The organism is Bifidobacterium parmae (assembly GCF_002860365.1).
Taxonomy (GTDB): Bacteria; Actinomycetota; Actinomycetes; order Actinomycetales; family Bifidobacteriaceae; genus Bifidobacterium; species Bifidobacterium parmae.
On sequence record NZ_NMWT01000004.1, the window covers coordinates 31491 to 47315 of the forward strand.

General features: G+C 65.9%; 9 protein-coding genes. 4 read left to right on the forward strand and 5 right to left on the reverse strand.

The window, feature by feature from the left end:
- Positions 1-36: 36 nt before the first annotated feature.
- Positions 37-3210, forward strand: coding sequence for an ABC transporter permease (locus Uis4E_RS12050; protein ID WP_101621701.1), 3174 nt, complete (start codon positions 37-39; stop codon positions 3208-3210).
- Here Uis4E_RS12050 and Uis4E_RS02475 read toward each other — a convergent pair.
- From Uis4E_RS02475 to Uis4E_RS02500, 5 genes are all read right to left on the reverse strand, one after another.
- Positions 3194-4411, reverse strand: a complete 1218-nt coding sequence (locus tag Uis4E_RS02475) for a glycosyltransferase family 2 protein (protein ID WP_101621702.1) — start codon at positions 4409-4411, stop codon at positions 3194-3196. The two genes, Uis4E_RS12050 and Uis4E_RS02475, sit on opposite strands and share 17 nt — an antisense overlap.
- Positions 4412-4570: 159 nt before the next feature.
- Entirely contained in the window at positions 4571-5119 is a 549-nt protein-coding gene (locus Uis4E_RS11810; protein ID WP_165784813.1) for a hypothetical protein, read from the reverse strand.
- A 309-nt stretch (positions 5120-5428) separates the two neighbouring features.
- Positions 5429-6670 carry an FAD:protein FMN transferase gene (locus Uis4E_RS02490; RefSeq protein ID WP_101621725.1) on the reverse strand — a complete coding sequence of 414 codons (1242 nt, stop codon included), beginning with the start codon at positions 6668-6670 and terminating at the stop codon, positions 5429-5431.
- 55 nt (positions 6671-6725) lie between these two features.
- Positions 6726-9950, reverse strand: a complete 3225-nt coding sequence (locus Uis4E_RS02495) for an RCC1 domain-containing protein (protein ID WP_101621705.1) — start codon at positions 9948-9950, stop codon at positions 6726-6728.
- Between the two features lie 2 nt (positions 9951-9952).
- Positions 9953-10786: a hypothetical protein gene (locus tag Uis4E_RS02500; protein ID WP_165784814.1), complete on the reverse strand. Its 834-nt coding sequence runs from the start codon at positions 10784-10786 to the stop codon at positions 9953-9955.
- Positions 10787-11317: 531 nt separating this feature from the next.
- On the opposite strand from Uis4E_RS02500, the gene Uis4E_RS02505 reads away from it, so the two are divergent.
- The 3 genes from Uis4E_RS02505 to Uis4E_RS02515 all read left to right on the forward strand — a co-directional run bounded on the left by Uis4E_RS02505 (position 11318) and on the right by Uis4E_RS02515 (position 15815).
- The gene (locus Uis4E_RS02505; RefSeq protein WP_101621707.1) at positions 11318-12697 is read left to right on the forward strand and encodes an MFS transporter; all 1380 of its coding nucleotides are present in this window, start codon (positions 11318-11320) and stop codon (positions 12695-12697) included.
- 602 nt (positions 12698-13299) lie between these two features.
- Complete coding sequence (locus Uis4E_RS02510) at positions 13300-15039, forward strand: FTR1 family iron permease (RefSeq protein ID WP_423734905.1); 1740 nt, start codon at positions 13300-13302, stop codon at positions 15037-15039.
- A gap of 89 nt (positions 15040-15128) precedes the next feature.
- On the forward strand, positions 15129-15815 hold the full coding sequence (locus Uis4E_RS02515; protein ID WP_101621708.1) for an iron transporter: 687 nt from the start codon (positions 15129-15131) through the stop codon (positions 15813-15815).
- Positions 15816-15825 lie beyond the last annotated feature (10 nt).

Below are 15825 nucleotides of genomic sequence, written 5' to 3' on the forward strand. Positions count from 1 at the left end.
GCGCGAAGACAATGGAAGATGACAAGGAGGTGCGTGATGTCGAGGGCGTTTCTCAAGGACATGCTGCGGTGCTGGCGGCGGTCGTGGAAGCGGTTCGCCTCCATCGCGCTGATCACCCTGCTCGGCGTGGCAGTGCTCACCGGCATCTACGCGGGATGCCGCGACGCGTTCCTCGCAGCCGGCCGCTTCTACGAAGCGCAGGGGCTACGAGACATCCAGATCGTCTCCACCGCGGGCCTCACCGACGACGACGTGGCCGCGCTGCGCAAGGTGCGCGGCGTGGAATCGGTGCAGGCGGAACGCTCGCGGACCGTGACCGTGAAGGTGAATGGTTCGGACAAGATCGCGGTAATCCGCGAGATCGGGGGCGCCGGCGGCGGTGCGGATGGTAGCGGTACGACCGGAGATTCCGCGAGTGCCGATGCCGCGACGGCCGGCGAAGGAGCGGACGGTCTCGACTGGCCATACCTCACGGAAGGCCGGCTGCCGAAGAAGACCGGCGAGATCGCCGTCACAAAGCGGTTCCTCAACGACAGCGGCCTCAGGGTCGGCGGCCGGTTCACCGTCACTCCGGAAGCGACGAACTCGACCGATTCAATCAAGGACTCCGACCAATCCGCCGATGCCGTTTCCCAATCTGCGAATCTCCCCACGAAACTCACCATCACCGGCGTGGTCATCGACCCGCAGAATCTCGCCAATCCGGACGGCTACGCCTCGAAGAACGCCTTCCGTTCCACCGCCTCCGACGATTACGCGTTCTTCGCCCCCNCCGGCGACACGACCGACAGTACAACCGCCTCCGCCGACGTCTACACATCCATCAGCCTGCGCGTCACCGGCGCCGCCGACCTCGACACGTTCTCCGACGACTATGACACCGCCGTGCGCACGGTCGTCAATCGCATCGAAATCAAGACTCAGCCCGAACGCGAGAAGGCCCGCCGCCAGCAGCTCATCGACGCGGCCCAGGCGAAGCTCGACAAGGCCCGCGCCGAGACCGAACAGCGTTTCGCGCAAGCCCAAGCCCAGCTCGACCAGCAACGTGCGCAGTTCAACGCCCAAGTTGATGGATTGGCGGCGCAATCTGTAGGATTGACGCCTCAATCTGCGGAATTCGCAACCCATCCTGCAGGAAATTCCGCCCAACCTGCATACGACCCCGCAGTAGTCCGGCAAGCCGTCATCGCGAAAAGCCCGGAATTGCAACAAGTCCAATCCCAGCTCGATCAGGCGCAAGCGGACCTCACCGCACAGAAAGAGGCCGCGATCCAGCAGATCGACACCCAAACCATACAGGTTGCCTCCCAAATCCCGCAGGTTCGCTGGTATGTGACCACGCGCGCCGACATCGGCGGCTTCAGCGCCTTCAAATCGGACATGACCTCGATTGAATCGATCGGCCGCGCGTTCCCGGTCGTGTTCCTGCTCGTCGCCGTGCTGATGAGCCTGACCACGATGGCCCGCATGGTCGAGGAGGACCGTGGCCTGATCGGCACCTACCTCGGTCTCGGCTACACAGGTGTCGCCGTCGCCTCCCGCTACCTGCTGTTCGCGCTGCTCGCCTGCCTGATCGGCGGCGGACTCGGCCTCGTCGCCGGATTCCTCGGCATTCCCGCGTTCCTGCTCGTCGTGATCGAAGGCCTGTACACGCTGCCCGGCGCACGCCTCGAATACGACTGGCTGTACGGCTCGGCCGGCATCGCCCTGTTCGTGGTCGGCGTGCTCGCCGCCACCGCATTCGCCTGCCGCCGCGACATCCGCCACATGCCGGCCGAACTGATGCGCCCGAAGGCGCCGAAGGCCGGCGCGCGCATCCTTCTCGAACGTATCCGCCCGGTCTGGAGTCGCATGGGCTTCCTCAACAAGGTGACCGCGCGCAACATCTTCCGCTTCAAGTCGCGTCTCGTGATGACGGTCGGCGGCGTGGCCGGCTGCACCGCGCTCATCCTGTGCGGTCTCGCCATCAACGACACGGTCGCCGCGATCGGCCCGAAACAGTACGACGGCATCTACCGGTACGACCTCATGGCCGTCTCCGCCGACACCGACGCGGACGCCCTGCGCGCGCGGCTCGACAAGGACGGCAGGACCACGGCGACGTTGCGCATCCGCGTCGAAAGCGGCGAACTGTCGACCGCCGCCACCGGCACTCAATCCGCCAAGTCCGCCGCGACCGGCACCACCCAGTCCTCCGCCAAATCCGCCGCCTCCAAGACCACGTCCTCCGCATCCAGCGAGACGATCCAGCTCATCGTCGTCCCCGAACGCTCGCTGAAGCGCCTCAACACGATGATCGACCTGCGCGAGGCGAGCGACAACGATCTCTACCGCTACAGTGGCGGCATGCTCGGCCGGTCCGGCGGCGGCGAGGTCACGCTCGACGACTCCGGTGTGATCGTCAGCCAGTCCGCGGCGAACGCGCTCGGCGTGCACGCGGGAGACACGGTCACGCTGCGCGGCGGCGACCTGACGCGCGCGAAGACGCGCGTCGCCGCCGTCACGCGCAGTCTCGTCGGTTCGGACGTGTACGTGAGCGAGTCACTGTACCAGCGTCTGTTCGGTGATTCCGCGGATTCCGGCGATTCCGGTGATTCCGCGGATTCCGGCACGACGACCGACGGCACCGATTCCACCGATTCCGCCACTGATTCCGCGACCGACACCCCGATCTGGAACGCCGTCTACGCGACACTCAAAGGCGACGCCGCCGCCCAGACCGCCTACGTCGACAAGCTCGCCGACGACCCCGTCGTCGTCAGCGCGGTCGGCACCGCCGAACTCGCCGACGGCTTCTCCTTCGACCTGATGGGCGCGGTCGTCGCCCTGATCGTCGGGCTCGCGGGCGCATTGTGCCTCGTCGTGCTGTTCACGCTCGCGAACACGAACATCTCCGAACGCGTGCGCGAGATGGCCACGCTCAAGGTGCTCGGATTCCGCAGACGTGAGATCCACCAGTACGTGAACCGCGAGATGCGCGTGCTCACGTGGATGGGCGTGGCGGTCGGTCTGCCGCTTGGCCGCTGGATCGGGGGCCTGCTCACCGCGGCGCTCGGCATGCCGTCCCTGTATTTCGAAGTGGATCTGCGTCCGACGAGCTATCTCGCGGCCGCGTTCGCGACGCTCGTCTTCGCTGAGTTCGTCGCGTGGCTCACCAAGCCGGTGCTCGACCGCATCGACCCGGTCGGCGCGCTCAAGAGCGTGGAGTAGCGGTCCCGGCGGCTCTGGCGGTGTCGCCGCCGGTGCCGGCGTCACCCGCATCCGTCGAGACGTCCGCCGCGTCCTCCCCATCGTCGTCGATGTGTACGTCCGCCGTCGTCCACGGCTTCCGGTCGCGTTTGAGCAGGTCCGCGCGCATCCAGTACGCGCGATGCTCCAACCGCCGGATCAGCTGCGTGGCCGTGCACGTGACGCGTTGCGCCGGCGTGAGCCGCCCGGCGAGCCGCGCCAACGTGAGCAGATCCTCCTGATACGCCGCGCGATGCGCCTCGCGCACCTCCGGATCCATGCCCGGCGCGTCGAAATCCTCGGCCATCGCCTCCGCGTCGCACGCGCTCGACATCGTGTAGTAGCTGCGCGCCGGCAGCACGCCGTGTTCCATCGCCAGATCGAAGTTGTGCGCGGCGGCGACCGCCTGGTCATGCTGGTAGTCGAACTCGCGTTCCGGCGGCTCGTCGCCCTCATGCTGCAGCTGGTGGTAGAGCGTCACGTCGATGTCGGCGACCTTGCCCGTGCGCCGGTACAGTTCGCCCGACACCATCGCGACGTGCGCGCGCGTGCCTTCCGGGAACCGCAGTCCCTCCCACAGGTCGCGCCGGTACAGCCGTCCCCAGCAGGAATCGTTGAAATACCGGGCTTCCGTGTTGCGTCCGAATTCGGTGCCGACGAGTCTGAGACTCTTGCAGAACACGTTCTGATACGCCTTGAGCGCGTCGGTGAGCACGGTCACGCGTTCCGGCTCGCGCGCGCCTTCCGCCGTGGCCTCCGCCACGTCGTACAGCCGCGCGACGCCGAACTGCTTCCAGCGTGCCTTCGCGATGTCCGCGCCGGTGCGCAGCGCGGCGTGCAGCAGCAGTTCGACGTATCGGCGGTCGAGGATGTCGTCGCTGTTGACGAACGTCACCCATGCGCCGTGCGCGGCGTCGAGACCCGCGTTGCGGGCCTGCGCCGCGCCGGCGTGCGTCTGGTGGATGACGGTCACGCGGTCGTCGCGCAGCGTGTATTCGTCGAGGATGGCGGCGCTCGAGTCGGTGGAGCCGTCGTCGACGAGGATGATGTCGAGCCGCGGATACGATTGCCTGAGGATCGAGTCGATGCAGTAGCGCACGTAATCCTCGGTGTCGTACACGGGCACGATGACGGAGACCAATGGGGTGGTCCTCGGCGTGCCCGGCGGCGTGGTCAACAGCATGTGAAGTGTGGTCCCCGGCTTTCTGTGGTCCGTTTTATCGGCTCCAGTATGGCACGGGGACGCTGAATGTCGGCTGGACGGCTCCGGGTCTTACACGACCATCACGTTCGGTTGCGTTCGATTACGTTCGGTCGTGACTGTTCGGGGCTGTGCGGGGCGTCACTCGGCGTCCGCGCCGAGGGCCTTCGCGGCGGCGTCGAGGCCGCTGGTCGCGTTGCGCAGGCTGTCCGAATAGTCGCGGATCGCGGCGATCGCCTCGTCCACGTCCTGCTGGGAGCCGTCGGCCGGGCAGGAGGGCGCGTCGCCCAGCCCGTCCACTTCGGCCTGCGCGGCCTTGAGCGCCTTGAGCTGCGCGGCGTCGGTCTTGCCGTCGGCGTTCTTGACGGCCTCGTCGGCCTCCGCCTTCACGGTCTTGAGCGCATCCTGATGCGCCTTGAGCGCGGTGATCTGCATCTCGCAGTTCTCCACGGATTCGGCGCTCGCCTTGCCGCCGCCCCACGTGAACGCGAACGTGGCGATCGAGGCGACCGCGACCACGATGGCCACGATGATGCCGATGCGCATGTCCTTCTTCGTGCACGGAGCCGAGGATTCGGTGGTGGTTTCGGCGGTGGTGGGGGTGTTGGTGTCGGGGGTGGTGTCGGCCGCGGTGCTTGCGGTGTCGATGGTGTCAGGGGTGTCGGTGGCGTGCTGCTGGTCGTTCGTCATCTCCGCTCCTTCGTGCGTGTGCCCGTGTGATGTGGTGATCGGTTCGTGTGTGATGGGATGGGCTTGGCGCTTGGCTTGGCGTGCCCGCCCGTCGCCGTCGTCGCCCGCGGATTTCCGCCGTCTTCGGCGAATCAGGCCGGAACGATTCTACTCACGCGTCGGCGCTGCGCAATCGTGATGGGCCGATTGCCCAAAATCAGTGGAAAACCGTGAGACGGCGGGGCTGCGGATGCGGAAAGGGCGGCGGGCAGGCGGTGGAATCAGCGGCGGACGGGCGGTTGGGCTATGCGGTGAACAGAACAGGTCGGGCTATGCGGTGAACAGCGTGCCGGGGAATCCGCCGGAGACGACGGCCGTGCGGTCGGCCTTGAGCACGGCGCACTCGAACGCGAGCTCCGGGTGGAGCTCGTCCAACCGCGCGTGCAGCGTGTTCGGATCGGTGACGAACAACGCGGTCGCCAATCCGTCGGCCAACGCGGTCGGATAGGGGAGAAGCGCGTCATGGTCGGGATGCGCCGCGGTATCGTCCGTTTCGTGGGGAACGCGGTCCGTGCCCGTGCTTGCGCTTGCGTCCGTGCCCGCGGCAGACACGTATACCCACGTCGCCGCCACGTCGTCGACCGGCAGGCCGTCGATCGCGTTGAGCAGATGATGGACCGTCACCGTCGTGCGCTCGTCGGGCGTGGTCGCCGTCCAACGGCGGCGGCTCGGCGCGCTCGCGCAGAACGCGCCGGCGGCGATGCTCGCCGTGCCGACCGCGCGGGAATCGTCGGACGGGTCTTCGAGGGCGACCGTGACGGGGGTGGGGGAGCTGATGCGGAGGTCGCCGCCCGCGTCGATGACGAAATCCGGAGCGTGTGTGGACTCGGACACCCCCTCAGTCGCGCGTTGCGCGACAGCTCCCCCTGAAGGGGGAGCGGATGTGGGGGCGAGGTAGGCGGCGATGAGGTCGACCAGATAGCCTTTGCCGCAGGCACCGAAATCGAGGGAGACCGGGCGCCGCGTGACAAGCGTCGTGCCGCGCTTGCCGGTGCGCGTCACATCCTCGCGCCACGTCGGACGGCCATGAATCGCGCCGAGCGTGCCGCTGCGCGTATCGGGTCGGCCGGCCGAGCCGGGGGTTGCGCGGGATGGATCGGCGGAATCCGCGGTAGCGTGAATCATGCCGGTGGTATCGGCGGAATCAGCGACGGTGGGAATCGCGCCGGGGGAGAGGGTGAACGAGTAGCGGGCGTCGTAGCCGAGACGGATGAGGTCCTCGCCGACGCACGGGTCGATGGCGCCGTCCGTCGCCTCGCACAGCAGATCGTAGAGGTCGAACAGCGGGCCGGCCCAATCGGGGAACGTGAACGCGCCGCCATGCTCCGCGCGGCGCATCCTGGACGCGAGGGAACCGTCGCGGAATCGCGACAATACGCGCTCGTACCGATCAATGAATTCGTCGATTCGCCGGTCGCCATCGATCCTCTCGGCCGATTGCACGATGATCCCGGTGCCCAGGGCGTGCGGAAAGGCCATCGTATGCGGCATGCGTTCGGCGAGTGACATCATGCCGCCCATTGTAGGTGGATGGTCCGGTGGGTTTCACGTCCCCGGATCATCCACCTCACTTGGCACTGACGTCAACCCCCTTGATGATGGTGCCGGCGGATTTGATGGGTATGTAGGGCGCCGCGCTGGAATCCTGCTTCGTCACGAAGTCAAGGCGCTGCACCTTGCCGTTGCTCAACACCACATGATGATGCGCGAGACGTGAGCCGTTCGAGATTCCGGCGACCTTCTTCGGCCTGTTCCACGAGGGGTCCGTCCCCTCGCCCGAACCCCACGTCCACACGGTGCCATCGGTTTTGAGCGCATAGGTGAGACGGCCGCCGAAACTCATCTTCACATCACGTACGTCATCCATCACCTTGACGGGCGTATCCTTATGGGAATCGCATGTGCCGTCGCCGATAGCGCCGGAATATGCGTCGCCGTCGTCCGAGCTCGTGGCTGCGCATGCGCCCTTGTTGGAGCTCCAGCCCCACAGGGAGCCGTTCTCGTCCAGTGCGTACTTGGTGTCTGTGCCGTCCTGGCCCATGTCGTTGTCCGAATAGACCATGCGGATGTCCGACAATCCATCGATCTTGCTCGCGGTCACGAGGGAGCCGTCGTAGTCAAGCGTCCAGACGCCCCCGTTCTCGTCGATCAGCGCGCCGCCGCCCTCATAGGTGTTCAGCAACGCCACGTCGTCGGGTGCGCCGTCGACCGGTTCCACCGGCGCGTCGACGGGATCGCAGTCGCCGTAATCGCACACCGTCTGCACGACGGAACCGTCATCCTGCAGCGCGATCAGGGACATGCCGCTTTGCGCGGAGATCGCCTTCACGCCGCGCAACGATTCGATTCGCACGGGTTCGGTCATCGTATCGCCCATCGACGTGGAGTACCGTTTGCCCCATGTCCATACGGTGCCGTCGTTCTGCAGCGCGAAATAGGTGCCGCAGGCGATGGAGACCTGTTTCACGTCGTCCATGCCGATGACCTTCGCCGGAACATCGGTGCCGGAGTAGGTGTCTGCGCCCGAATACGTCTCATGCACGCCCGTGCCGAGCGAGCTCACGCCGCACAACGAGGAGCTGGAACCCCACGCCCACAGCTGACCGGACTCGTCCACCGCGTAGCGTGCCGGCGAGTTGTCGCCGTAGACCGCCGAGATCTTCGGCAGCCCCTTCACCGTGACGCCGGGGCCGTCGGCCGCATAGTCGCCGTGCGTATCCCACTGTTTGACGGTGCCGTCACGCTCCAAGGCCAGCGCGTAGCTGCCCTCGCCTCGGGTGTAGGGGAAGTCGGAGGCGTCGAGCACGCCGCCCTGATCGAACGGATTCACGGTGACGGACTTCTTCGACTTCTTGCCGGTGCCGCCGTCACCGGAATCGTCTCCGTCGCCGTACTCGCGGATCGTGCCGCCGTACTTGAGCAGTTTGCGGTCGGGGCCGGCGTACAGCCGTGTGCGCAGCGGGCCGGACCGGTAGGAGTCGTTGTAGAAGCGCGAGAAATCAGCGCGCAGCTCGATTGCGCCGTCATAGCCGGCGGACGCCCAGGAGCTCGGCGAGGTGAGCAACGTCGCCGTCATGCGCAGCTGCCGCGCCCGTTGCGCCCACTGCTTCGGAATCGCCGACCCATCGAACTTGCGGTTGACCTTGTCCCGATCCAGGTCGGTCAGACCGCCGCTGGAGCTGTTCATGCCGAGATAGTACTCATGCCGGCGCAGACCATACAGCAGATCGTAGAAGCGCATCATCGCACGCACCGCCAGCAGATAGTACGTGCGCGTGAGCGCGACCTCCTCCATGTTCACCTCGCTTTGCGCGCGCAGGCAGTTCGCCCAATGTCTGCCCGCCTCGGCATAGGCGATCGTCGCGATGTTGATGAGCTGATTGGCGGTGGTGCCGTCGTCGCCCGCCTTGAGGAGCTCCTTGAGCCCCGGTGTGAACGACGCCGTGGTGAGCGCCAGCTTGTACCCGCCCATGACCGCGTTCGCATACGGGATCTTGCCGGTCACATAGTCGGCGGCCTTGCCGGCGAGTTTGTCGTTGACCTGTTCCTTCACATATTCTTGCAACGGCTTGCGTGAGGCATCCGCCATCTTCTTCGCGCGTTTCTTGTAGTCGGCGACGAGCTTGCGGGAATCCTTGTCGGCGAGCGAGCTCTCATCGACCTTCCGGAGGGCGTCGAGTTGGGCGAGATAGCTGGACGAGACGCTGCCCGCCGTGTCCATCGCGTTGAGATAGGAGAGCATGCCGCCCACCGCGGTGCCCGCCTTGTCCATGCCCTTCGTGATCGTGTCGAGCTTCTCGACCCGGTACGCCTGCTTCTCGGTCAGCTTCCTGCGCATGATGCCGACGCTGCCCGACTCCGTGACCGCCGTGATGCGCTTGTCCGCCTCCGTCGCCAGCTCGTCCATGTTCGCCGCATCCAGCCCGGCTTGGATATACGAGTTGCTGTTCGTGTAGAACGTACCGACGTCGTTGATGGAATCGTGCCATGTCCGCTCATCCGACTTCTCGTCCGCGGGTACCGCGGAAAACTCGTCGGTGAGCAGCGATTCGAACGCCATATCGGCGGCCTTTTCGCTGTATGTGGTACCGAGTCCGGGCACCAGCATGGAGACGTCGAAATGGTTGAGCGCGAAGGCGAACGTGTACATGCCGCTGTAGTCGGCGTCGTCCGGATCGCTGGTCTCGTCGCCGCCGTTGAGCATCGCGCTCGCGGATGCCACGTCGGAACCAAGTTCGTCGAAGTCCTCCATCATCGTCCAGAACGTCGCCTTCGGGGCGTCGATGATGAGCAGCGACTCGTCGGCGTTCATCGTCCACCCCGCGTTTGCAAGGTACAGCGCCTGCTCCAGTGGCAGTAGCACGCCTAACTCCTCCGTCTCCAACGTGCGCATGGGGAAGCTGTCCTGCACGATCGGAATCCGTTCGACGCCGTCATCGGTGCTGCTCGTGAGATATACGTTCGCATAGCCGAGCCGGCGCGACACCTCGATCGTGTACCATCCGCGCCGGAACGTGATCGTCATCGGCGTGACGATCACATCCATGCCGGTCGCGGTCGCGATGTCGGAGGGCTTCGCGTAGATGTACGCGTTATTGACGATGCCCACGTCCATCGTGTGCAGATCCGTGGCCGAGTCAAGCATCGCGCCGACGTTCAGTGTCGCGATGGAGATGTTGTCGACGCCGTTCGCCGAAGCCGTCGCGACCGGGGCGGCGACGGTGAGCACGGCGACGAGCGCGGCGAGCGCGGCGCGCAGCATCAGACGGAGTCGGCGTTGTGCGTGTCTCATGGTCACTGCCCGTCCGATTCGTTGGCGTCGTTCGTGCCGCTGCCGTTTGCGCCGTCGTTTGCGGGATTCGCCGCGTATTCGGGGAATCCGCCGAGCAGCGCGTTCGACAGGTCGGCGGTCATCCGCACCTTCCAATCGCCGTCGTGTTCGACGATCTGCATGTCGACCTCGTACCGCTTCGTGGGCGCGTTCGCGGCGGAGAGTTTGTCGTTGAACAGTTTCGTCGCCTGCTGTTCGGCCTTGCGCGCGTCGGCACCCTGGCCTGATCCCGCCTTCGCCGCCGCTTCGGCATACTTGTCCATGAACGCCTTATCCGTGGCGATCCGCGCGAAATCCACGTTGGTGATGGTCGCCTTGATCGTGCACATGCCCGAACAGGTGAGTCCCTTGCCGTGCAGATCGTAGGAGAGATGCGTGCGCATCGGCGCGGTCATGCCGCCAAGCGAGACCTTGCCGCCGGTGCCGTTCGCCGCGAGCAGGTTCGTGACGGTCGTTTCGTCGCCGTTACGATAGGCGTCGAGGAATTCGATGGCGGCACCGGAAGGACCATGTACGGTGCGCGACCGGTAGAGCAGCCATCCGTCCACCGCCAGCAGCACGACGATCACGGCGACTATGGCGGCGATGATGCGTTTCGCGGGGCGTCGTTTCGTGCGGGTCGGCGTCGATGTTGGCGTTGATACGGTCGTCGGGGCGGTTGTCGGGGCGGTTGTCGGGGCGGTCCGTTGCGCGGGAAGGGGGACTCGCGGCAGCGACGGCTGTGGCGCCGGCGGTTGTGGTGTTTGGGGCTGCGGGCGTGCGGGGAACGGGGGTTGGATGTTGCGCTGATCGACCATGATGCGCTTCCTTAGCGTCGGCTCGTCTTCTCGTGCCTCCCATTATAGGGGGCGCGTTATGGGTCGCACGGGACCGAGGGCTGTCGAGGTGCGCGGAGGGCGGGTGCGGACCACCCCCAGTCGGCTTCGCCGACAGCCCCCGCCGGCGGGGGCAGGATTGCGGTGCCTCCCGCTGGTGGGGATTGCGGTTCCTCCCGCTGGCGGGGGGCGGGGATTGCGGTTCCTCCCGCTGGCGGGGGGCGGGGATTGCGGTTCCTCCCGCTGGCGGGGGGTGGGGATTGCGGTTCCTCCCGCTGGCGGGGGGCGGGGATTGCGGTTCCTCCCGCTGGCGGGGGGCGGCACGTAGTGCCGGAGGGTGGTCGACGGCGGCCTTTCGCCGTCCCGTGAGGCCACCCCCAGTCGGCTTCGCCGACAGCCCCCGCCGGCGGGGGCGGAGAGAAGGGGTGCGGGCCTAGTTCCCGTCTTCCGGTCGGCGGGGCAGGTGCCGGTGCTAGGATTGACGCGGTGTCAATGAGGTCACGGAGGTTGCATATGACGGATGACGCTGTACGGGTCAAGGACCTGCCCACCCCGAAGATCTGGGCGTTCGCGGTCGGGCAGTTCGGCTGGGCGCTGCTGAGCGGCATCATCTCGAACTGGCTCGTGTACTTCTACCAGCCGGACAACGAGACCATCGCCCAAGGCCAGACCGTGTTCGTGCCGCAGGGGCTCGCCGTGCTCGGCGTCGTCACCGTCGTGGGCGGCATCACCGCGTTCGCCCGCTTCTTCGACGCGTTCATCGACCCGGCCGTCGCCTCCCTCTCCGACCGCTGCGACGCGCGTTCCGGCCGCCGCATGCCATTCCTCAAGTTCGCGGCCCTCCCGCTCGCGCTCGTCACCGTGCTCGTCTTCTGGAGCCCGGTCGACGGCACGAGCTGGGCGAACGCGGCCGTGCTGTTCGTCACCGTGATCGGCTACTACATCGCGCTCACGTTCTACTGCACGCCGTACAACGCGCTCATCGCGGAACTCGGCCACGATTCCAAACAGCAGCTCGCCATCTCCACCGCCATCTCGTTCACGTGGGTGTTCGGCACGGCCGTCGCCTACGTCGCGCCCGTCATCTGGGGCGGATTCGTGCCGATGCTCGGCCGCGTCGACGCGATCCGCCTCACGTTCACGATTATGGCGGCGGTCGCGTTCGTGTGCATGCTCGTGCCGCCGCTCGCCATCCGCGAGAAGGACTACGTCGATTCGCATCCCACGTCCGAATCGACCGTCGAATCCTTGAAGCAGACGTTCGGCGACGGCGAATTCCGCAAATTCGTCTGCTCCGACGTCGTCTACTGGGTGGCGATCACCACGTTCCAGACCGGTCTGCCGTTCTTCGTGACCTCGCTGCTCAAACTTCCCGAGACCACGACCACCGTCTACTTCGTGCTGATGACCGGCGTCTCCGTGCTGTTCTACGTGCCCGTCAACCTGCTCGCCAACCGCGTGGGCAAGAAGCGGCTGCTGCTCGTCGCGTTCGTGATCTTCACCTGCGCGTTCGCGTTCGCCGGCGCGCTCGGCTCCGGCGCGGTCGCGTTCCTGCCGCCGATGGCGCAGGGCGTGCTGCTGTCGGTCGTGGGCGCGGTGCCGATGGCCGCGTTCGGCATCCTGCCGCAGGCGATCGTCGCCAACATCGCCGACGCCAGCTCGAAGACCACCGGCCAGGACCGGCAGGGCATGTTCTACGCGGCGCGCACGTTCGCGATGAAGATGGGCCAGTCCGTCGCGATGCTGCTGTTCACCGGCGTCTCCACGATCGGCATGGCGTCCGGCGCCGGCTACCGCATCGCCGCCGTGAGCGCCGCCGTGCTGTGCGGCATCGGCGGCGTCGTCTTCGCCTTCTACGACGAACGCAAGGTGCTCTCCGTGCTGGAAGGGTGATGCCGCGGATGCGCCCCGCTGGCGGAGGCTGTCGTCGAGCTTGCGCAGCACGTAGGCGGCTCGGTTCGATGTGCCCCCGCTGGCGGGGGCTGTCGCTTGATGCCGTTCCATGCGTCCACGCCCCATTGGGCGTGCCCCCGCTGGCGGGGGCTGTCGGCTTTGCCGACTGGGGGTGGTCGGGCGTTGCGCCCGTAGTCGACCACCCTCAGTCACGCTTCGCGTGACAGCTCCCGCCAGCGGGAGCGGGAGAGGGGGCCGACAAAGACAACATTCCACTTCCGGCGGCAGGAGCGGGGTGGGGGCGTGTTTCGCAATGTGGGATGGAATGCGGGCGGCGGGGGCGTGCGTTCGCGATGTGAGATGGTGCGAACGTTGCCAGCCGCGGGAAATCGTGGCGAAAGCGTGAGGAAACGGCGGTTTCCACCGCGGATACATCGTTATATGCGCCTACTACCTCAAGAATCCGCAAAAATCAAGACTGTTGTTCCGGGAATTTTTTCTCTATCGTTCTGATGGATTGTGAAATTAGAGAGGAAGACCCTGGAATGTCCGCGTTGCTCAAGCGCGTTCCGGTGAAGCTCGTCGCGTTCGCCGGTGCGTTGATGATGATCGTGGCGATGGCCGTGACCCCGTCCGCCGCCGTCCCACAGACCGCGCTCGCCGCCGGCTCCTCGTCCGGACTGTCCTCCGCCACCAGCAAGGCCACGGACTACAAGACGTGGTCCGCGGTCGCCGAGGCGATGGCCGAGCAGCTGCAGGACGGCCAGCAGGAGTACGAGGACGGCAACACGTCCGGCGCGACTTCCGACTTCATGGCCGCGTACAACTCGATCTACGTCGCCTCCAACTTCACCGCCGTCGTGAACTCCACGATTGGCGCGGACAAGCAGACCTCCCAGCAGCAGGCGTTCCAGGACATCCAGAACCTCTCCTACGTGCCCGGCAACAACGATGAGCTCGATCAGAAGATCACCGCGCTCGTCGCCGACCTCGACGCCACCGCGCAGCAGCTCGATGCGAACACCGGGCTCGCCAAGCCGAAGGAGTACGCGAAGGCCCTGCAGGCCGAGCTCGACAAGGAGCGCAAGGAGCTCGACGCCAAAAAGAAGAAGAACCCGGGCAAGGGCAACCGTTCCTGGACCGACGTGGCCAACGAGATGACCCCGATCCTCGACAACGCGTACAAGGCGTATGAGAAGGGCGACGGCGCCAAGGGCGCCACGCTCGTCAACGACGCGTACTACCAGTACTACGAGAAGCTCGGTTTCGAGAAGAACGTGATGAACGCGATCTCCGGCAACCGCGTCTCGCAGGTCGAATACCAGTTCAAGATGACCCGTTCCGCGATGAACAAGGGCAAGGACCTCAAGTCCACGAAGAAGCTCGTCGACGACCTCAAGGCCATGCTCGTCAAGGACGCCGGCATCCTCGACGGCGGCGCCGCCGACAAGGAGGGCGGTTTCACCAAGTTCATCACCAGCGCCGTCGGCCAGGCGTTCCTCATCCTCATCCGCGAGGGTCTTGAGGCGTTGCTCGTCGTCGCCGCCGTGATCGCCTACCTCGTCAAGTCCGGCAACAAGCGTTTCACCAAGTGGATCTACCTGGGCGTCGTCGCCGGCCTCGCCGGCTCAGGCATCATCGCCGTGATCTTCACGCTCCTGTTCGGCGGCTCCGGCCCGCAGCAGGAGATCATGGAGGGCGTGTGCGCCCTGATTGCCATGGGCATGCTCCTGTGGACCAGCAACTGGATGCTCAACAAGTCGAGCGTCGAGGCGTGGAACCGCTACATCCGCACCAAGACCGAGGCAGCCGTCAAGTCCGTCTCCGCACAGGTCGAGGCCGGCGAGAAGGTGGCGTTCGGCACGATCGTCTCACTCGCCATGCTGAGCTTCCTCGCCGTGTTCCGCGAGGGTGCCGAGACCGTGATTTTCTATCAGTCCATCTACTCGATGAGCCAGGACTCGAAGGGCATGTGGACGGGCGGCATCGCCGCGGCCGTCGTGCTGGTGATCATCTTCCTGATTATCCGCTTCACCTCCGTGAAGATCCCGATCGGCCCGTTCTTCCTCGTCACGTCGATCCTGATGTCCGTGCTGGTCGTCGTCTTCGCCGGCGGCGGCGTGCACGCGCTCATCGAAGGCGACCTGCTGCCCGCCATCTATCTGGACGGCGTGCCGACGAACGACTGGCTCGGCTTCTACCCGTACGTCGAGTGCATCGTCGCGCAGGTGCTCGCGGCCGTCGCCGTGATCGCGCTGTTCGTGGTCGGTTTCGCCAAGCAGCGCAAGCTCAAGGCGTCCGCAGCGAAGGCCGGTTCCGCGAAGGCCGGTTCCGCCAAGTAAGACTTTCCCGAGTAATCGATAATTCAACCAACAAGCTGTGAAGTCCCTGTTGTGGGGTTCCTTCACTCCCACAAGAAAAGGATAGAGAAATGATGAAGAACAAGAAGATCGCCGCCCTGCTCGGCGTGCTGCTCGCCGGTTCCATGGCGTTCTCGCTGGCCGCCTGCGGCTCCTCCGACAGCTCGAACACCTCCGCCAAGTCGGACTCCTCCTCGCAGTCCTCCGACTCGAACTCCGATTCCTCCGCCTCCGATTCCGGCACCGGCTTCGAAGAGGTCCCGGTCGGCCCGTCCGGCACCGCCGAGGAGCAGGATCAGGAAGTCGGCCCGCTGACCGTCGGCGCCGTCTACTTCCAGCCGATCGACATGGAGCCGTCCTCCATGGGCCTCAAGGCCGCGGACGCCTCCTTCCACCTCGAGGCCGACATCCACGCCAACAAGAAGGGCACCGAGCTCGGCTACGGCAAGGGCAACTTCATCCCGGATCTGACCGTCAACTACACGATCATCGACAAGTCCACCGGCAAGGAAGTCGAGGGCGGCACCGCCACCTCCGGCACCTTCATGCAGATGAACGCCTCCGACGGCCCGCACTACGGCGCCAACGTCAAGCTCGACAAGGCCGGCACCTACCAGCTGAAGCTCTCGATCGAGTCCCCGGCCAAGAAGGGCTGGATGCTCCACGTCGACCCGGAGACCGGCGTCAAGGGCCACTTCTGGACCGAGCCCCTCGAAGTCACCTTCGACAACTGGGAGTACACTCCGCGTCAGTGGTGATTTTGCCGCG

Bases quoted from the DNA above. Each gene is read 5' to 3' on its own strand.
- Uis4E_RS02515 (WP_101621708.1), top strand. From the start codon at position 15,129: ATGATGAAGAACAAGAAGATCGCCGCCCTGCTCGGCGTGCTGCTCGCC.
- Uis4E_RS02505 (WP_101621707.1), top strand. From the start codon at position 11,318: ATGACGGATGACGCTGTACGGGTCAAGGACCTGCCCACCCCGAAGATC.
- Uis4E_RS02500 (WP_165784814.1), bottom strand. From the start codon at position 10,786: ATGGTCGATCAGCGCAACATCCAACCCCCGTTCCCCGCACGCCCGCAG.
- Uis4E_RS11810 (WP_165784813.1), bottom strand. From the start codon at position 5,119: ATGACGAACGACCAGCAGCACGCCACCGACACCCCTGACACCATCGAC.
- Uis4E_RS02475 (WP_101621702.1), bottom strand. From the start codon at position 4,411: ATGCTGTTGACCACGCCGCCGGGCACGCCGAGGACCACCCCATTGGTC.
- Uis4E_RS02510 (WP_423734905.1), top strand. From the start codon at position 13,300: ATGATGATCGTGGCGATGGCCGTGACCCCGTCCGCCGCCGTCCCACAG.
- Uis4E_RS02495 (WP_101621705.1), bottom strand. From the start codon at position 9,950: ATGAGACACGCACAACGCCGACTCCGTCTGATGCTGCGCGCCGCGCTC.
- Uis4E_RS02490 (WP_101621725.1), bottom strand. From the start codon at position 6,670: ATGATGTCACTCGCCGAACGCATGCCGCATACGATGGCCTTTCCGCAC.